At 56.8% G+C, this 17,177-nt stretch carries 16 protein-coding genes; 8 read left to right on the top strand and 8 right to left on the bottom strand.

Annotation, left to right across the window (positions count from 1 at the left end):
- Nucleotides 1-94: 94 nt before the first annotated feature.
- The 3 genes from O77CONTIG1_RS12925 to O77CONTIG1_RS12920 form a co-directional block, all read right to left on the bottom strand.
- Nucleotides 95-1,582, bottom strand: coding sequence for an L-lactate permease (locus O77CONTIG1_RS12925; RefSeq protein WP_286132299.1), 1,488 nt, complete (start codon nt 1,580-1,582; stop codon nt 95-97).
- The gene (locus O77CONTIG1_RS26870; protein ID WP_286132298.1) at nt 1,528-1,761 is read right to left on the bottom strand and encodes an L-lactate permease; all 234 of its coding nucleotides are present in this window, start codon (nt 1,759-1,761) and stop codon (nt 1,528-1,530) included. Before O77CONTIG1_RS26870 ends, O77CONTIG1_RS12925 begins: the two co-directional genes overlap by 55 nt.
- A 146-nt stretch (nt 1,762-1,907) precedes the next feature.
- Complete coding sequence (locus O77CONTIG1_RS12920; RefSeq protein WP_172799684.1) at nt 1,908-2,684, bottom strand: Uma2 family endonuclease; 777 nt, start codon at nt 2,682-2,684, stop codon at nt 1,908-1,910.
- A gap of 388 nt (nt 2,685-3,072) precedes the next feature.
- On the opposite strand from O77CONTIG1_RS12920, the gene larB reads away from it, so the two are divergent.
- Both larB and O77CONTIG1_RS12910 read left to right on the top strand, forming a co-directional pair.
- Nucleotides 3,073-3,876 carry a nickel pincer cofactor biosynthesis protein LarB gene (gene larB / locus O77CONTIG1_RS12915; RefSeq protein WP_068511169.1) on the top strand — a complete coding sequence of 268 codons (804 nt, stop codon included), beginning with the start codon at nt 3,073-3,075 and terminating at the stop codon, nt 3,874-3,876.
- Between the two features lie 19 nt (nt 3,877-3,895).
- Nucleotides 3,896-4,279, top strand: a complete 384-nt coding sequence (locus O77CONTIG1_RS12910; RefSeq protein ID WP_068511167.1) for a histidine kinase — start codon at nt 3,896-3,898, stop codon at nt 4,277-4,279.
- A 34-nt stretch (nt 4,280-4,313) separates the two neighbouring features.
- Here O77CONTIG1_RS12910 and O77CONTIG1_RS12905 read toward each other — a convergent pair whose 3' ends face one another.
- On the bottom strand, nt 4,314-5,759 hold the full coding sequence (locus O77CONTIG1_RS12905; protein ID WP_225894573.1) for a hypothetical protein: 1,446 nt from the start codon (nt 5,757-5,759) through the stop codon (nt 4,314-4,316).
- 984 nt (nt 5,760-6,743) lie between these two features.
- On the opposite strand from O77CONTIG1_RS12905, the gene O77CONTIG1_RS12900 reads away from it, so the two are divergent.
- Nucleotides 6,744-10,094, top strand: coding sequence for an alpha-mannosidase (locus O77CONTIG1_RS12900; RefSeq protein ID WP_084782590.1), 3,351 nt, complete (start codon nt 6,744-6,746; stop codon nt 10,092-10,094).
- Here the strand turns inward: O77CONTIG1_RS12900 and psbN are convergent.
- On the bottom strand, nt 10,091-10,222 hold the full coding sequence (psbN, locus tag O77CONTIG1_RS12895; protein WP_068511165.1) for a photosystem II reaction center protein PsbN: 132 nt from the start codon (nt 10,220-10,222) through the stop codon (nt 10,091-10,093). The genes O77CONTIG1_RS12900 and psbN overlap by 4 nt on opposite strands.
- A gap of 78 nt (nt 10,223-10,300) precedes the next feature.
- On the opposite strand from psbN, the gene psbH reads away from it, so the two are divergent.
- Nucleotides 10,301-10,504 carry a photosystem II reaction center phosphoprotein PsbH gene (psbH, locus tag O77CONTIG1_RS12890; protein ID WP_068511163.1) on the top strand — a complete coding sequence of 68 codons (204 nt, stop codon included), beginning with the start codon at nt 10,301-10,303 and terminating at the stop codon, nt 10,502-10,504.
- 129 nt (nt 10,505-10,633) lie between these two features.
- Here the strand turns inward: psbH and map are convergent, their stop codons facing one another.
- The 3 genes from map to O77CONTIG1_RS12875 form a co-directional block, all read right to left on the bottom strand.
- Complete coding sequence (gene map, locus O77CONTIG1_RS12885) at nt 10,634-11,359, bottom strand: type I methionyl aminopeptidase (protein ID WP_410503507.1); 726 nt, start codon at nt 11,357-11,359, stop codon at nt 10,634-10,636.
- A gap of 287 nt (nt 11,360-11,646) precedes the next feature.
- The gene (locus tag O77CONTIG1_RS12880; RefSeq protein WP_068511159.1) at nt 11,647-11,964 is read right to left on the bottom strand and encodes a hypothetical protein; all 318 of its coding nucleotides are present in this window, start codon (nt 11,962-11,964) and stop codon (nt 11,647-11,649) included.
- A 128-nt stretch (nt 11,965-12,092) separates the two neighbouring features.
- The gene (locus O77CONTIG1_RS12875) at nt 12,093-13,073 is read right to left on the bottom strand and encodes a WG repeat-containing protein (RefSeq protein WP_225894572.1); all 981 of its coding nucleotides are present in this window, start codon (nt 13,071-13,073) and stop codon (nt 12,093-12,095) included.
- Nucleotides 13,074-13,920: 847 nt separating this feature from the next.
- Here O77CONTIG1_RS12875 and O77CONTIG1_RS12870 point away from each other — a divergent pair.
- The 4 genes from O77CONTIG1_RS12870 (at nt 13,921) to O77CONTIG1_RS12855 (ending at nt 17,167) form a co-directional block, all read left to right on the top strand.
- The gene (locus O77CONTIG1_RS12870) at nt 13,921-14,589 is read left to right on the top strand and encodes a hypothetical protein (protein WP_068511156.1); all 669 of its coding nucleotides are present in this window, start codon (nt 13,921-13,923) and stop codon (nt 14,587-14,589) included.
- A 140-nt stretch (nt 14,590-14,729) separates the two neighbouring features.
- Nucleotides 14,730-15,497: a peroxiredoxin-like family protein gene (locus O77CONTIG1_RS12865; RefSeq protein WP_068511155.1), complete on the top strand. Its 768-nt coding sequence runs from the start codon at nt 14,730-14,732 to the stop codon at nt 15,495-15,497.
- 83 nt (nt 15,498-15,580) lie between these two features.
- A complete protein-coding gene (locus O77CONTIG1_RS12860) occupies nt 15,581-15,973 on the top strand; it encodes an OsmC family protein (protein WP_068511154.1) in 393 nt (130 codons plus the stop codon).
- A 255-nt stretch (nt 15,974-16,228) separates the two neighbouring features.
- Nucleotides 16,229-17,167 carry an NAD-dependent epimerase/dehydratase family protein gene (locus O77CONTIG1_RS12855; protein ID WP_068511152.1) on the top strand — a complete coding sequence of 313 codons (939 nt, stop codon included), beginning with the start codon at nt 16,229-16,231 and terminating at the stop codon, nt 17,165-17,167.
- Nucleotides 17,168-17,177: the final 10 nt, after the last annotated feature.

The raw sequence follows: 17,177 nt of genomic DNA, 5'->3' as shown, positions 1-17,177 counted from the left end.
GGATTTTGGATTTGCGATTTTGGATTTTGCACCAACCTCCCAATCCAAATTTTCCCTCTTCGTTCTTCCTTCTTCCCTCTTCGTTCTTCCTTCTTCACCCACCCCCCCAAACCTGCCACGCCAGCCCCAGCAGCCCGCCTAGCCCGATGTAATAGAGTGAAGGCAGCAGCAGCTTGCGGATAATCGAGCCTTCGCGCCCCAGCAGCCCAACGGTGGCAGCAGCGGCGACAATATTGGACACGCAGATCATGTTGCCGGCCGACGCGCCAACGCACTGAAGCGCCAGAACCAGCGTGGTGGAAAGGCTGAGCTGATCCGCTACGCCAAACTGGAATAGCGAAAACATCATATTGCTGACGGTAACGCTGCCTGCGACAAACGCGCCGATCAGCCCCACCAGCGGAGCAAACAGGGGCCAGCTTTGTCCGGCGATCGCCGACATGGTGTCCGCCAGGGTGAGGGGCATACTGGCTAGCCCACTGTCGTTTGTACCAGAGTTGATGAATACCCGCGCCATCAGCACGGCTGCGCCCAGCGCCAGCGTCACCTTGCGAATGACGGGCAGCGCCTCGGCGATCGCCCCCCGCAAGTCTACGGGCTTCATCTGGTGCAGGAAGTAGGTGATGCCCACCACCGCCAGCAAAATCGTCGGCGGCAGATAGAGCGGCAAAATCGTCGCCGTCAGCGGAGTACCCAAAATTTCTGGCCAGCGAATCTGCACGGCGCGGAGGGCAGATTGCACAGGCGGCACTACCCGCGAAATTACCAGCAGCAGCCCCACCAGCACGTAGGGCAACCAAGCTTTGGTGCGATTCATCAGGGGGCGATCGCCCGTTAGCTGCGGCGTGGTGCTGCCCTGCCACGAATCGTCCCATTGCTCCCTCGGTGGAAAGTCCCAGGACTCTGGCGGCAATAGCCAGCCCGCCCGCGCCATAGGAACGACGATCGCCAGCCCCAGCAGCCCGCCGATGATCGTGGGAAACTCTGGCCCCAGCACCCGCGCTGTCAGCGCGTAGGGCACGGTGAAGGCCAGCCCCGCAAACAGCGCAAACTTCCACGCCGCCAACCCCTGACGAATCGAGGGGCGATCGCCAAAAAAGACCGTCAGCATAATGCAAAGAATCAGCGGAATCAATGTGCCGACGATGCCATGCAGTGTGCCCGCAACGGTTCCGATCGCCTTGAGATATTGCGGATAGCTCAGCCCCAGCGCGGCGGCCTGCGCCTGCACCGCTTCTACCCCTGCCAGCCCCGCGTCGATGCCGATCAGCACGGGCGTACCCACCGCGCCAAAGGTAGACGGCGTACTCTGGATAATCAGCGCTGCCAGCACCGCCGCCATCGCCGGAAAGCCAATGGCCACCAGCAGCGGTACGCAGATCACCGCTGGCGTGCCAAAGCCCGATGCCCCTTCGATAAAGCTGCCAAAGAGCCACGCAATGATGATCACCTGCACCCGGCGATCGCCCGAAATTGACAGCAGGCTCCGCCGAATCGCCTGAATCGCGCCCGATGCCTGCAACGTATTCAGCAGCAGCACCGCCCCAAACACGATGTAGAGAATTTCCAGCGCAATAAACAAGCCCTGGATACTAGAAGCCCGCCACACCCAAACCCGGTGGAACGCGCCCAGATCCAGAGGGCGATCGCCACCGTTACCAGGTAGGCGATCGGCATGGCCCGTCCCGCAGACAGCCGTGCCCCCAACAGCAGCACAAACACCGTCAGAATCGGCAGCGCGGCGAATAAAAAATGCAGCACAAGATTTAGGAAAGCAAACAGTTTGGATGCTTTTTTCCTAGAGCATATTCCGCTGCCTGTCTAGGAACTGCGATACACTCTCGCGCTGTCGCCCGTGCTGAGCGATTGGGCTGAACGGCTGCGCCCAACTTCGGGAATTTGGGAAGTTATTCAGGAGGCAAATCGCCAAAGCGATCGCGGTACTGAGCTAGCAGCGCCTCAGCCGCCTCTCGCCGCTGCTGTTCCGCCAGTCGCTGCTGCTGCTCTGCCAGGGCCGATTCCTCTGGCGTAGGCACGAGTTCGCCCTCTGGTGTAAAAAACCGGAGTTGCCCCGCCACTACGCCTAGCCAGAGCTGCAACTGCTGGCTCCACAGGTGTCCCTGTGCATTGGGCGGCAAGTCTTGATACGCCCCATCCACCAAATGGAAGCCCTGAAATTCCTGCGTGTTTGGGTCAAACCAGAAATAGTCTGGCGTGCGGAAGGTGTCTTGATAAATTTGCTTCTTTAAGCTCCGGTCGGTGCTGGCGGTGGACGGCGACAATAGCTCGATAATCACGTTGGGATACTTGCCGTCCTCTTCCCCACACCACCCAGCTTTTGCGGGGACGTTTTTCTGCACCCAGCACCCACAAAGAAATCTGGGGCCGCGAAAATCCTTCGATTTGGTCTGATTTGGGCTGTAATAGATCGTGAGATTGCCAGAAGCGTAAAAATCCTGGCGATCGCGCCAAAACCAGTCCAGACACTTGATCAGCAGCAGCATTTGCTGCAAATGAAAATCGGTTTCCAAAGGAGGCTCGTCGCTGTAGAGGTCGCCCGGTGGAAAGGTCACACCATCCGCCTGCGCCTGCTCATAGAAAGAAGCCTCGAAAGAAGCCTCAGCATCCAAAGCCGAGGCCGCTTCGGGTGCAGGTTGGGTGGCAGGAGTCGCTGGGACAGACATGGGAATTAATCTTTCCAATGCGTTTTGTCTTAGTCTAGCGAAGAAGGTTCGCAGAGCAGATCGAGGGCAGGGCGATCGCCCCAAATCCACCAGTAAGCCGCTAGCCTTAGGTGAGGAAGGCGTTTTGCGATAAGGCGATGATGGGATGAGGTGATGATGGGATGAGGCGATGATGGGATGAGGCGATGATGAGTCTGCGCCGCCCATTTAGCCCGCCACCCCATCACTCCATCACCCCACCACCCCCTCTCTCCTTCTAGGGTGTGTTTTCAAAGTGTCCAAAAAGGTCGATTTTTCATGTGTGTCGCGCATAAAAAAATCAACTTTATAAAACAGAGCCTAACCCCCAACCCCTAACCCCCAACCCCTAACCCCTAACCCCTTCTCTGTGTCTACTCCCGAAGCGCTCCGCCATCTGCTCAACGCCGTTGCCCAGGGCCAGGTCAGCCCCGATACGGCGCTCGAAAAGCTGAAATATTTCGACTTTGAACCCGTTGAAGATTTCGCCAAAATTGACCACCATCGGGCGCTGCGGACAGGCTTTCCCGAAGCTATCTGGGGCCCTGGCAAAACGCCGGAGCAAATCGCCCAGATTATGCAAACCATGCGCCAGCGCAGCCGCGTGGTGATGGCGACGCGCATCGAGCCAGCGGTGTATGACCAAGTGCGATCGCTCGTGCCGGACGCAGTGTATTACCCAATGGCGCGAATTTGTGCGATCGCCCCCCTCACGCTCACACCTGTCCATCCCGGCACGATCACGCTCCTGTCGGCGGGTACAGCAGATCTCCCTGTGGCCGAGGAAGCAGCCATTACGGCAGAACTTTCTGGGTTTCGGGTACAGCGGCTGTGGGACGTGGGCGTAGCGGGCATCCATCGGCTGCTGAACAATCGCCATTTTGTGCAAACGGCGGACGTGCTGATTGTGGTGGCGGGCATGGAAGGGGCGCTGCCCAGCGTGGTGGCGGGGCTGGCGGATTGTCCTGTGATCGCCGTGCCCACCAGCGTTGGCTATGGAGCCAGCTTCGACGGGCTGGCGGCCTTGCTGACCATGCTCAATTCCTGTGCGGCAGGCATCGGCGTGGTGAACATCGACAATGGCTTTGGGGCAGCGGTGCTGGCAGGGCAAATCCTGCGGACTGCATCACGGATTACCGTTGAATCTAACTCCCCAAAGGAGTACCCTATCTAAGTCATCTCCAAGTGCTGCTATGTCTGCTACACCCTGTCATATCCTGATCGAGGGCAGCCCGATTGTCATCTACGCCAGCCGGAATGGCACACCTGAGCGACTCCTGCCGATCTTGAGGCCCTTTTTAGAAACCTTTTGGCAGGAGCGGGGTCTGGTGGGCGAACAGAGTGACACGCCTGCTTGCCTGGTCGCGCAAGTGATTGTGCGGTTAGGGTTTGAGTTTTGTGAAGATGATTTCTCGAACCTGAAAGCCAGCACCGAGTTTGACCCGACGGTGGAATATTTATACGAAATTCGGGGCGATCGCACCCTTCACATTTGGGTGGCCGATGAAGCCTATCGACAGCAGCCCCAACTCGGATTAGCGGGCTGTCGGGCACTTGTCGAGCAGGCCGCGCCATAGGCTTGAAACGGGTTGCGAAGCCGAAGGTTCGCGCCTATAGCTCGTCCAACTCAGCCAGCGCTGCTTCCGACAGTTCTGTAATTTCCTCTGGGGTCAGCGAGTCATCGTCTGCCATTAGGTCTGAAAGCACCTGTTCCATCTGCTCCAGGTCTTCTGTTGCATCCATGCTGTGCTTGATCTGGGAAAACACGCGATAAGCGTCAAGGGTGGCAGGGTTAATCTCTTTCTGTCGCCCGCTGCCCTGACTGCTCATGTCTACCAGGTTAAATTCGATATTTTCAGCGTAGATCGCCATCGTAATATCGAAAATCTCGAAAAAGTTGATGACCCAGCGGCACTCGTCCTCTGGATAGGCTTTATAAAACTGCACCAGATCGGCGATGCGGGCTTCTAGATGGGTGCGGGCATAGGGACAGATCAGCACAATCTTGAGCAGCACCACGACCAGCGTCAGCGGGTTGCCGTCCATCAGCAGTTGCACGAACAGCGGGGATGGGTCTTGCTGGTTTTCGGTGGTGAGGTAGCTGATGACGCGATTGGCAGTGCGGAGCAGCAGGGCATCGTCAATCGGCTTGTCGTGATGAATGACATACAAGGCATCTAGCTTTTCTGCCACCTGTGCGTTGAGCGATCGCGCTTGTTCCCGTGATGCCGATGAAAACACCAGATACTTCTTCAGACTTTCTTTGAACTCTCGATAGCAGAGTCCCCTTGTCTGATTTAAGAAAATATGCGCTAAGTTAGCGTAGCTAAAGTTGCCCCGCTTCGCCACGATCATTTTCACCAGGCGCAGCACGTCGTCGCCCATGATGGTGGGGTTTTTGGGCTTCAGCGCAGGAATGGTATTGCTCTGCGATCGCGCTGTGTACATGGCCAGCTCAAACTTAAATCGTTCCTTAAGCTGTTTGGACAGGGTGCGGGCGGCGTTGCGCTGTTCGATGGGGTTGTTCAGGTCGATGTACTGCGGCACCAGCAGATAGGAGGTGTAGCGGTCTGACCAGTGCTTCCGCTGATCGTCGTAGCGCGAGGCAAATAGCTTTAGCTCCTGAAAATCTTCGCTGTCTACAAAATTCTTCAGCCAGCCGCGCAGCCGCCGCAGCGTGGGCGACATGGTGGGCTTGTCGAGAATGGGGTCATAGAAAAGCTGCACCAGCCCCCGAATTGAGTCGTGGTTGCGGCTGAGATCCCAGTTATTAATCAGAATGTAGCAGGAGCGCTTGAGCGTGTTGCGAAACTCGGTTTCCTGATTGGCAAAGACAATCTCGTAGAGCGAGGGCAGCGTATGGGAGCTAATCGTGTTGACGTGGTGAATGAAGAGATGCCGAAACTCTGCCAGAACTTCTTCCGGCGACCACTCCTTCACAATTTCTAGCAGGTAGTTGTAAATTACTTCCTGCGCTTTTGGAATGTTCCGCTGAAAACGATTGGCTCGTCCTCGTGGCTGCGGTTGATAGCCCTCGTTCAGTTTTTCCACAACCATCTAAAATGCTCAGTTGAAACTAGAAACTGCGGTCGGCGGGTCTGGTTCTTCAAAATCGAGTGGCGATCGCCCTGATGGGCTAGGCGCGGCTTGGCGAACGGGCTGGCAAGTTGTCTACTTCATGGGGGGAATACAAGAGAAAGTGTGCAGTTTACGAACAGTGGCACAAGAGTCACCCGCCGTGGTCAGCCATTCAGGTGAGTAGAGCGATCGCTAATGTGCCTATGTGGCGCTGTCTGAACTGAGGGATAGCTCCTCTCAAGCGGGCGATTCAGGAGGGCGATCGCCAGTCGTCTCGGTTACTAGGGTCACTCCCCATTCACCAGCCACAGGTTGCCAGAATTGCCAGAATTTATTGGCAGCTAGCGTCTTCCTATGCAGCGCTCCCCTCCATGCAGTGACCCTCCATGCAGTGACCCTCCATGCAGTGACCCTCCATGCAGTGACCCTCCATGCAGTGATCCTCCATGCAAAGCCTCTCTGATACCCTGATACAACGCTTCCTCTTTTTCCCTGATGCTTCACAGTTGAACTGTTCTGGTCACACGCCAGACAGCCCATAGAGACAGCATTAATAGAGACAGCATTAATAGTCTGGGAGAATTTTGCAGAGAGCCTTGCAATGGCTGAAGGTCATGCAAGGCTCCAATTATAGCGAGCGTCCCAAGGGGGCTAATACTGGACGATAGAGGGAATCAGGCAAAAATGATAGAGCTTTGCATACTCTTTACAGAGTTTAACCTGGATCACTCACTGAGGGGTTCCGCCCATTGTTCTATTTGTCGTGCGATGTTTTACTATTCTTTTTCTTTCTTTTGCTTTCTTGTAGGGATTACCATGCCTGCCCCAATCTAAATGCTTCTGAATTTGACGGGTTTTGATACGGTCTACCAGTCTATTTACCAGTAAATCCCCTATCAGGGAATCGCCCAAAAGTTTTATTTATAAACCTAATCGACTGGTTTTTATTGAATTCAAGCCACTATGAATGTTCCCGATTACACTCCGTCGTTGGTGGGCGATTCCCGTAGGGATCGCTTCGCGCATCACCTGCGTCGGCAAACCCAGCGCAACTGCCTGGTGGATTGGTGTGCCACAGCAGGCGACCCCAGCCATGCCCTCGACCCTGCAACCTGGAAGACCTGGGGCAAGATTCCGCTGAATGCCAAGGGACATATTCCCTGGACGAAAGGACGGCAGGTGTTGTGGCTGGCGCAGGAAATCGTCGTGCCCGATGCGCTAGAGGCATATCCGCTGGCAGGGCTGACACTGCGGCTGGCGCTAACCTGGTGGGCGGAGGACGCGCAGATTTTTGTAGATGGGCAGTGGGTGCAGGCGGGCGATCTGTTTGATTGCATGGCGCGGATTGTGCTGCGGGAGCAGGTGCAGCCAGGAGAGCGGATTCCGGTGGCGCTGCGGCTGGTCAGTCCGGGGCATGATGACGGGGCGCTGGTGCGATCGCGCTGTCTGTACGAACGCCCTGATTACGGCATGGAGCCGTGCCCAGAGCCAGGTTTCGTCGCCGATGAGCTGGACGTGGTGCAGCATTACGTCACAACCTTTGCGCCAGAGCGATGGGCAGACCTGGCGCAGGCAATTGCCCCGTTCGACTGGAGCCAGCTTGCCGATAGAGCCGCCTTTGACCAGGCGCTCTGCGACCTGCGACAGCGGCTGTTGCCCTTTGGCGAAGGGATTCGGCAGCGACAGATTTCGCTGCTGGGACACGCGCACCTGGATCTGGCCTGGCTATGGCCTGTCGCAGACACTTGGGACGCAGCCGAGCGCACCTTCAAATCCGTGTTGCAGCTCCAGGCAGAGTTTCCAGAGCTGATCTTTACGCACTCGTCGCCCGCGCTCTATGCCTGGATCGAAGCACATCGTCCGGCACTGTTCGACGCGATTCGGGCGCAGGTGGCGGCGGGGCGCTGGGAAGTGGCCGCCGGGCTATGGGTAGAACCGGAACTCAATCTGATCAGCGCCGAGTCGATCGCCCGCCAGATTCTCTACGGCCAGCGCTATGTGAAAGAGAAATTTGGGCGCGTCAGTGCGATCGCCTGGCTACCCGACACTTTTGGCTTTTGCTGGCAGTTGCCGCAGTTTTTGCGCCAGGGCGACGTGGAATTTTTCGTCACCCAAAAGCTGCGCTGGAACGACACCAACGAGTTTCCCCACGAAGCCTTTTGGTGGGAAGCGCCTGACGGCAGCCGCATTTTTAGTCTGCACTCTGCGCCCATCGGCGAAGGCATCGACCCCCTCAAAATGGCCCGCTACGCCACCCAGTTTGAGCAAAAAACGGGCTATCCCCACGCCCTCTGGCTCATCGGCGTGGGCGACCACGGCGGCGGCCCCACCCGCGATATGCTGCACCTGGCCCGGCGCTGGGGGCGATCGCCCGTCTTCCCCCGGCTCCAGTTCTCCACCGCGCAGGCCTATTTGGAAGGGGTCAGGGGTCAGGGGTCAGGGAGTGTTGGAGTGATGGAGTATTGGAGTGATGAGGAGATGATTAGATTAGGGGACGAGCTTCCCAACACCCCGTCACCCCGTCACCCCGTCACCCCGTCACCCCAACACCCCCTCTGGCAAACCGACCTCTACCTCGAATTCCACCGGGGCTGCTACACCACTCATGCCGACCAGAAATGGTGGAATCGCCGCTGCGAGGAGGCGCTGTATGAGGCGGAGCTGTGGGCTTCGATGGCGACGTTGGCGCTGGGAATGCCGTATCCGGCGGCAGATCTGGAAGCTGCCTGGAAAAAGGTGTTGTTCAACCAGTTTCACGACATTTTGCCGGGGTCGGCGATTCCTGAAGTGTACATGGATGCCGATCGGGAGTGGGCGGCGGCGGCGAGTTGCGCTGGGGGTTTGATTGACAAAGCGTTGGGGGCGATTGCCCATCGCGTCGCTCTGCCGCCCCCGCCCCATCCCCAGGCAAAGGCGGTGCTGGTGTTTAATCCGCTGAGCTGGATGCGCTCGGAAGTGGTGAGAGTGTCTGGGATTTTAGATTTTGGGATTTTGGATTTTGGGCAAGATCGAAAATCTAAAATCGGCTGGAAAGTTTATGGGCTGGATGGACGGGCAATCGCCACCCAGCTTGTGCCGACTGAACGGGACGGAACGATTGATTGGGACATCGCATTTCGAGCCGAAAGCATTCCGGCGCTGGGCTATGCCTGCTTTTGGCTGTTGCCCGCTGAGCCGGAATCTTTACCAGAGGTGCTGCCGCAGCCGCCAGAGCCGTTTGTGCTGGAAAATGAGCGGCTGCGGGTGACAGTTGACCCGGCTACGGGCAATCTGGCTAGCGTGTTCGATAAGGCGCAGCAGCGGGAGGTGCTGGCGGGGCCGGGCAATCAGCTTCAGGCGTTTCAAGATGGTGGGCAATATTGGGATGCCTGGAATATCGACCCGGCTTACGAAAGCTATCCCTTGCCGCCGCCGCAGCTTGAGGCGATTCGCTGGGTGAACAATGGGGCGATCGCCCAGATGGTGGAAGTCGTGCGATCGCTCGGTCGGTCTACATTTCGCCAGCGCTACGAGTTACAGGCTGGGTCGCCCCTGCTGCAAGTTCATACATCGGTCGATTGGCAAGAGCGCCATGTCTTAGTGAAAGCAGCGTTTCCGCTCAACCTGACGGCTGATTTCCTGACTTGTGAAATTCCTGGCGGTGCAATTCGGCGGCCCACTCAGCCCCAAAATCCCGTCGAGGCGGCGCAGTGGGAAGTGCCCGCTCTACGCTGGGCCGACCTGACAAATTCAGATCCGTTGAACGACTCAGTTTATGGTGTGAGTCTACTCAGCAACGGCAAGCACGGCTACGACAGCCGCCCCAGCCAGATTCGCCTGACGCTGCTGCGCGGGGCAGCCTGGCCAAACCCCGCCGCCGATGTAGGGCATCATGAATTTACCTACGCGCTGTATGTCCACGCAGGCGACTGGCAAACTGCCGGAACCGTTCGGCGGGGCTACGAGCAAAACCAGCCGCTGCGGGTGCGCGTGGTTGACCCGGCTGCTGCGTCGTCGCTACCTGTCTTGCCGCCGCGTGCCTCATTGATCCACCTGGATACAGGCTCTGCCATAGTCAGCGCTTTCAAGCCAGCAGAGGACGGCTCTGGTGAGTGGATTTTGCGGTGCTACGAGTCGCAGGGAAAGGCGGGAGAAATTCGCTTTGCTGAGGAGGGCGTTTCTGAGAGTAGAGCGATCGCCCAGGTTGCCCGCGTTTCACTCGGAAACTTGCTCGAAACTGCGGACACTGTAAAAAATGCCGAGGGGGCGATCGCCCTCCAGCCGTGGCAGGTTCTTACCCTCCGTCTGACGCTCCAGCCTGCGCCCAAGCCCTAATCTTCATGGTCTTCAAAGGGGTCGTCTAACTGCTTAGACGGCGGGCCAAAGGAGGTATAGATCGCGGCTCCGGTGATGCCGATCAGGATCGCGGTAACGGAAATACTAAGAACTGTTGCAGAGTCCATGAGTCGATCTAATTTATGAGTCACATTCCCCTAGAATATTACATAAAGTTAAATTTAACGATTGCTTGCAGGTAACCCATGGCACAACGCACTCGCTTGGGAGATATCCTTCGCCCCTTGAATTCCGAATACGGTAAGGTGGCTCCCGGTTGGGGCACAACCCCGCTGATGGGAGTTTTCATGGTGCTGTTTCTCGTATTTCTGCTGATTATTTTGCAGATTTACAACTCCTCGCTGATTTTAGAAGATGTGAACGTAGACTGGCGCAGTCTTGGCGGCTAGTTTTAAGATCACGCTCGATTATGAGAAAGCCCCGGTCATGCCAGGGCTTTTTTTCCATGTTTAGCTGATTGTTTGTCTTGATTGTTTGTCTTAGGCGCGGCAAGCGCTGCCGTCCAGTCAACTGCGGCGCTACACTAAATTGCGGTCGGTCAGGATTTCGTAGCCTGTTTCCGTCACCAGCACCGTATGCTCAAACTGAGCAGACAGAGCGCGATCGCACGTTACCACCGTCCAGCGATCGCCCAGCACCCGCGTCAGCTTCGACCCCGCGTTCACAATCGGCTCGATTGCCAGCGTCATGCCGGCCCGCAGCTTCACATTCGGCATCTGGTGCGTGCGGAAATTAAACACTGATGGCTCTTCGTGTAGGTTTCGCCCCACGCCGTGCCCCGTGTAATCTTCCACCACGCTAAAGCCATTGGCCTTGACATGATCTTCAATCGCGCCCGCCATGTCGAGCAAAAAGGCCCCAGCTTTGACTTGCTCAATGCCTTTGTAGAGGGCTTCTTCAGCCACGCGGATCAGCTTTTCGGCGGCAGGCGACACCTTGCCCACCCCAATCGTGATGCAAGAATCGCCGTGATAGCCTTCAAAATATGCGCCCGTATCCACCTTCAGCACGTCGCCCTGGCGGATCGTCTTGCGGCGGCTGGGAATGCCATGCACAACTTCGTTGTTAATGCAGGCACAAATCGATCCTGGAAACCCGTGATAGCCCTTGAAGCTAGGCGTTGCGCCCATTTCCCGAATGCGCTTTTCGGCATAGGCATCCAGGTCGGCCGTTGTCATCCCCGGCTGCACCATTTCCGAAATTTCCTTCAGCACCGTCGCCACAATCCGCGCCGCCTGCCGCATGATTTCGATTTCACGGGCGGACTTGATTTCGACGCTGCGGCTTTGCTTGCGGACGCGGGGCGAGTTGATGGCTTGCGGGAGGAGGTCGGTGAGAATGTTCATTAAATCCGGAGGTGCAGGGGTAGAAGTCGCTGGAAGCGCTTGCTGAAAACGCTCGATATGGAGGGCGCGATAGAGGGCGTGAAAGCCCTTATCTAAGTTACCTCAAGTATTCCCATCTAGGGGATGATTCGGTTGGGTTCGACCATCCTGCTGCGGATTGTCCAGCCGGTCGCGGTTTGGCCGGTTCAGGTCGCTGCCGCCGCCACAATCTCCTGGAGCCGTTCTCGAAATTCGCCCTTGGGATGTGCGCCTTTGACTTCGCCCAAGATTTTGAACTCGCCTTCAGGCTCCTGGCAAATAATGTAGGTTGGCCAGCCCATGCCTTCCTTATCGGGATATTGTGCCAGGAGGATCTTGCGGTATTTGCGGTAGGTGGCAGTGTCTTGCATTTTCACATCGACAAATGCCAGCCCCAGTTCCGTTGCCACCTTCTGGTCATAGAACGACATTTTGTGGCAAAGTCCGCAGTCTTCGGAGGAGAACTTAATCACCGTGGGATTCATAGCAGGGGTTTACCAAATGTTGAGACAAAAGTGTGACTAATAGACTGGCAGGCTGGCCCAAGTCTTGAAAAGAGTTTGCAATGGATTGTCACGTCTGGAACGAGTGCGGCAAAACCTCTGCAAAATCTCTAAGGTATCAGCCTTAAGGCTTTGAGGAACTGTCCCTGGCGGTTGACGTAGCGCCACTGGTTGCCGAGCTTGACGCGGGCCCAGCCTTCCGAAAAGGCAGCAGCATCGTCGAATTGGGGGTCGATGATCCAGGCTCCGGAGGGGTCGATGTAGCCGTAGCGATCGCCCTGTTTGACGGCGGCCAGCCCTTCCGAAAAGTCGGCGGCATAGTCAAACTGAGGGGCGATCGCCATTTGTCCTTGGCGGTCGATGTAGCCCCACTTCGCGCCCACCAGCACCGCCGCCCGCCCTTCGGCAAAATCTGATGCAAAGCTAAACTGGGGGGCGATCGCCCGATTTCCTTGCAAGTCGATAAAGCCCCAGTCGCCACCCTGCCGAACCCGCGCCCGCCCGTCCATAAATCGAAACGCCCCGTCAAACTGTGGCTCGATGACGACTGTTCCTGCGGGGTCAATATAGCCCCAGCGACCGCCCTGCCGCACTGCTGCCCGCCCTTGAGACAGTCGCCACGCATCTTCAAACTGGGGATCGATGACCAGTTTTCCCGTCGGCGCGATAAATCCATAGCGCTCGCCCAGCTTGACCGCTGCCAGCCCTTCGGCAAAGCTCCCTGCCAGGCTAAATTGTGGCTCGATTGCTAATTCTCCAGCAGGATTGATATAGCCGTAGCGAGTGCCAGAGCGAATCGCCGCCAGCCCGCCTGAAAAAGAAGCTGCACCCAGATATTGCGGCGGAATAATGACTTCGCCAGCCCGGTTCATATAGCCATAGACCCCGTTTGCCTTGACCAGCGCCAGGTCTTCGGAAAAGTCGGCGGCCCCGTCCATGTTGGGATCGACGGCGATCGCCACGTTACCCGTCAGGTCGATAAACAACAGGCGATCGCCCTGGCGCACCATCGCCAGCCCTTCGGAAAAATCGGAAGCCTGGTCAAAGGAAAGCTCCGCGTCAGATTGGGCCAGGGTTTGGGAATCGGTCATGGCAGTGTCAGAAGACAAAACAGGGGTCAGAGCAAGATTCTGAACAAGATTTTCAGGACTGCGAGAACGAGAAGCACTATCCCAGCAACAGCCCTCCAGCAGGAGCAAGGTGGAGGCGATCGCAGCAATGTAAAAAAAGCTTGGCATGAGCTTGGGAAAATTGACTAGGAGATGTGGCGGAATGACTAGATGAATGGCTGAGGACAGGAACAAATAGACCTAAAGATCCCTAAGATACGTAATCTCGGTGACGAATGTTTGAGAATTGAAGAAGATGCTGAGGCTAGAGAAATCACGGAAGGGGGCGAGAACCTAGGTGACTGCTAAGATGGCTGCGACCCCTGTTGACGAAATCCCGCCGAGTATCCGATGGTATGTGTAAAGAAATCATGAACTAGCTTTACCAAATTTAAAGCCTTTATGAAGTTGCTGATTTACTTGCGGATACTTAACGGTTTTTCAGGATGGCTAGGTAAGGGTGGGTTAGATTTTGCTTGTCCAGAATTGTTTGAACCTAAAGTTTAGATTTTGCTCATAGTCGGAGTTTATGCTGGCTTCATACTAGGCAGGATTCTAAACCTGAGTTTATGAAGTGACTGAGAAAAGAAAATCTATTCTGAGCTTTGTAACGTGTTAGCTATAAACCTAGCAGCGTTTTTGGGAGTGTTGGTTAAACGTTCACGACTTCTGTCTAAGCCTTGTATCTAAGCCTCGTAACTGGGTGTGGGGATAGCTTCCTGTTCGTTGAGTGTTCGTGAGTCTGCTTGAGCGACCTGATTTCATTGCCCCTTTGCTTCGGCAGCATTTTCGACCGAGTAAACGAGAAAATTCTTCAGGGAAGAAGTCTATGGCAGAGTATCCTGATGTTCCGGTTGCCCCCTCACCTTCCTTGCAGGCTGCGCTTGCTGCATTGGAAGCCGAAGGTGAAATGGACGCTAGACCAGAAACTGAGCTAATCGAAACGAGCTTTTCTGAGCCTGTGCCCTGTGCTACGTTTGAGGCTCGTTCGCTAGGCGTAGCTGCTGGTTCGGAGCTAGCTGCTGCGCGATCGCCCGCCGTTCACGAAGCCCTGGACGTTGAGCTAGATTTCGACGAACTGCAAACCTTTGAGACGGTGGATACCCAGTTTCGCCATTTGGGGGTGACGTTTGCCAATGCGATCGCCCTTGTGCCCTCCAATCCAGCCTTTCCGTCCCACAGTGGGCAGCTCGTGCTGATGGGTTGTCCTAAGGGGGGCTGGCTAGAGGCGACCTTTGACCAGCCCGTGCAGCGCGTCAGCGGACACATTACCAGCTCTCGCCCGACCGTGATGGCAGCGTTTGACGAACACAACCGTCCCGTTGCCCAAGCCCAGACCCCAGCCGCCAACCTGGCAGGCTCCGACTCCAGCCAAACGCCGAATTTGGAGATGACGCTGACGGCCCGCCGGATTTCCCGCGTCACCTTCTACACCTTTGATGGACAATTGACCTTAGGCGCATTCAGCTTCGCACAGTCTGACCGACGCGCATCCTGACCCTATCTCTCAGCGTTCTGCTTAGTTTTCAGATCGGAGAGTGGTTTCAGAGATTGGCAGCGGATTGACTCTGACAGATTCAGCAGAAATGCGCTGCTAGAGTTAAATTGCCAAATTCTGAAGCCAAATTCTGACGCTTGATGAATCCCTACTCCCTGCTGGCTCAAACGACCCGCGAGCGAGTCAGCGATGGGGCGATCGCCCCGCTCCTGGCAGGTTGTGACGCTGCCTCGCAAGTCCTAGTGCTAATCTGGTCGCAACTGGGCGACTTTGACAGTCTGGAATATGCCTGGTGGATTCAGCGGCAGGCGGCGCAGCTTCAGGCGGCGGGAATCGCGGTACGGGCCGTCGGCATTGGCGATCGCCCATCAGGGCAAAAGTTCTGCGACTACACGGGCTTTCCGTCGGAGCATCTCTTTGTCGATCCCAACGCATCGCTACACCAAGCGCTGGGATTGTATCGTGGACTGTCTCTCAAGCTGCCCGGACTCTCGCCAGGGCAAAATAGCTGGCTCAACCTGATGCTGATGTGCGCGGGGATCGGCAGTCCAGGCACGCTGGCGGAGGTGTTTCGCGGCTATCGGGGCGATCGCACTGCGCCCCAGCTCATTGCCGACGACGAAGAAATTCAGGCGTTTCCCTTACCACCCCTCAAAGGTTCCTTCTTTCGCTGGGCAGGCGGTCGCGGCTTCCAGCGCCCGTTCGAGCTAGCCACCCTGCGCCTGCGAAACATGGGCGAAGTGCTGCGCCACTGGAAGACCTACGTGCCCGATGCCGCCTATCTCACCCAGCGCGGCGCAACGTTTTTGTTCGACGCTCAGGGCGAACTACTCTACGAACATCGCGATCGCGCCATTTTGGGCTTCGCCGAAACCATGAGCAACCCGCTCCAGTTTCTCCAACTGTGAGCCTTGCAAGCCCCCGAATGAGTCCTCCAAAATCCCAAAAATCCCCAATCTAAAATCCAAAATCGCCCCCCAGGAGCCTCCCCATGCTGCCCATTCGGGTGTCTTCCACCGGATCTCACTATCAGCAGCAGATCGGCATTCGCCAGTTCCAGTTTGCCGCCGATGAACCCATCGAAGTCGGTGGCGCAGACACCGGCCCCACCCCGACCGAATACGTCCTGGCAGGGCTAGGCGCGTGCAAAACCATGACCATCCAGATGTACGCCGAGCGCAAAGGCTGGCCCGTCGAGAAAATCTCTGTCGATATCACGCTAGAGAAAACGCCCGACGGCAACCGGGTTCACGCGCTGCTGACCCTCGAAGGCGACCTCACCGACGAACAGCGCCAGCGAATGAAAGAAATTGGCGATCGCTGCCCAGTTCACAAGCTTCTAAGCAACAGCCTGCCGATCCAGACAACCCTCAGACAACCCTGAAACAACCCTGAAACCAATAAGAATACAGACCCACAAACTGAGCCACGTCAAGCCAACCAGCCAGTCGCACGCACCAAAACCTTTCAGACCCACCAGCAACCCCTTAGGAGGGGGTGTGGGGGACGCTTCGTCCCCTGCAAAAGGGGGTTTGGGGGATATCCCCCAAGGCTGTTGGCTCGGATCGAGGTTTACTGTCCTCATTCCGTCATAGGATCGAAAAGCACAGTTTGCAATCGCAGGTTGAGAGGGCGACACATGCGCGTGTTGGTGATGGGCGGAACCCGGTTTATTGGCGTGTACCTGACGAAACTGCTCGTGGCGCAGGGCCACGAAGTCGTGCTGTTTAACCGGGGCAACAAACCCACACCCGTCCCGGGCATCCGGCAGATCACGGGCGATCGCACCGACCCGCTCCAGCTCAAAACCAGCCTCTCCGGCGAATCCTTCGACGCCGTGTTCGACAACAACGGCCGCGAACTCAGCGACACCCAGCCCCTGGTGGATATTTTCAACGGGCGAATCCAGCATTTTGTCTACGTTAGCTCGGCCGGAGTTTATCTCAAATCTGACCAGATGCCCCACGTCGAAGGCGATGCGGTCGATCCCAACAGCCGTCACAAAGGCAAGTTTGAAACCGAAGCTTACCTGGCCGAGTCCGGCGTTCCCTTCACCTCCATCCGCCCGGTCTACATCTATGGCCCGCAAAACTACAACGACTTAGAAGCCTGGTTCTTTGACCGTATTGTGCGCGATCGCCCCGTTCCCATTCCCGGCAACGGCATGGCCCTGACCCAGTTTGGACATTGCCAGGATTTGGCAGCGGCGATGGCGGCTGTGTTAGGAAACGACCGGGCGATTGGGCAGATTTATAACGTGTCGGGCGATCGCGCCGTCACCTTCGACGGGCTGGCCCGCGCCTGCGCTGCCGCCGCTGGCAAAGACCCCAGCAGCCTCAGCATCGTCCATTACGACCCCAAAAAATTCGACTTTGGCAAGCGCAAAGCCTTTCCCATGCGCGTGCAGCACTTTTTCACCGACATCCACAAAGCCAAAACCGAGCTAGGCTGGCAGCCTCAGTTTGACTTAGTTTCCGGTCTTGCCGACTCGTTCCAAAACGACTACCTCGTCAGCGGCCGCGACAAAGCCGAGATCGACTTCTCCCTGGACGATGAAATTCTGGCGGCCTGCGCTTGAACCTGAGTCC

It is taken from the genome of Leptolyngbya sp. O-77, assembly GCF_001548395.1.
GTDB lineage: Bacteria > Cyanobacteriota > Cyanobacteriia > Elainellales > Elainellaceae > Thermoleptolyngbya.
The sequence above is the reverse complement of the archived record's forward strand: the minus strand, read 5'-3'. Positions and strand labels throughout refer to the sequence as shown.

Coding starts and splice junctions, on each gene's coding strand:
- O77CONTIG1_RS12865 (WP_068511155.1), top strand. CDS start 14,730: ATGAATCCCTACTCCCTGCTGGCTCAAACGACCCGCGAGCGAGTCAGC.
- map (WP_410503507.1), bottom strand. CDS start 11,359: ATGCGGCAGGCGGCGCGGATTGTGGCGACGGTGCTGAAGGAAATTTCG.
- O77CONTIG1_RS12920 (WP_172799684.1), bottom strand. CDS start 2,684: ATGTCTGTCCCAGCGACTCCTGCCACCCAACCTGCACCCGAAGCGGCC.
- O77CONTIG1_RS12910 (WP_068511167.1), top strand. CDS start 3,896: ATGTCTGCTACACCCTGTCATATCCTGATCGAGGGCAGCCCGATTGTC.
- O77CONTIG1_RS12870 (WP_068511156.1), top strand. CDS start 13,921: ATGGCAGAGTATCCTGATGTTCCGGTTGCCCCCTCACCTTCCTTGCAG.
- O77CONTIG1_RS12855 (WP_068511152.1), top strand. CDS start 16,229: ATGCGCGTGTTGGTGATGGGCGGAACCCGGTTTATTGGCGTGTACCTG.
- O77CONTIG1_RS12905 (WP_225894573.1), bottom strand. CDS start 5,759: ATGGTTGTGGAAAAACTGAACGAGGGCTATCAACCGCAGCCACGAGGA.
- psbH (WP_068511163.1), top strand. CDS start 10,301: ATGGCACAACGCACTCGCTTGGGAGATATCCTTCGCCCCTTGAATTCC.
- psbN (WP_068511165.1), bottom strand. CDS start 10,222: ATGGACTCTGCAACAGTTCTTAGTATTTCCGTTACCGCGATCCTGATC.
- O77CONTIG1_RS12880 (WP_068511159.1), bottom strand. CDS start 11,964: ATGAATCCCACGGTGATTAAGTTCTCCTCCGAAGACTGCGGACTTTGC.
- O77CONTIG1_RS12875 (WP_225894572.1), bottom strand. CDS start 13,073: ATGACCGATTCCCAAACCCTGGCCCAATCTGACGCGGAGCTTTCCTTT.
- O77CONTIG1_RS12860 (WP_068511154.1), top strand. CDS start 15,581: ATGCTGCCCATTCGGGTGTCTTCCACCGGATCTCACTATCAGCAGCAG.
- O77CONTIG1_RS12900 (WP_084782590.1), top strand. CDS start 6,744: ATGAATGTTCCCGATTACACTCCGTCGTTGGTGGGCGATTCCCGTAGG.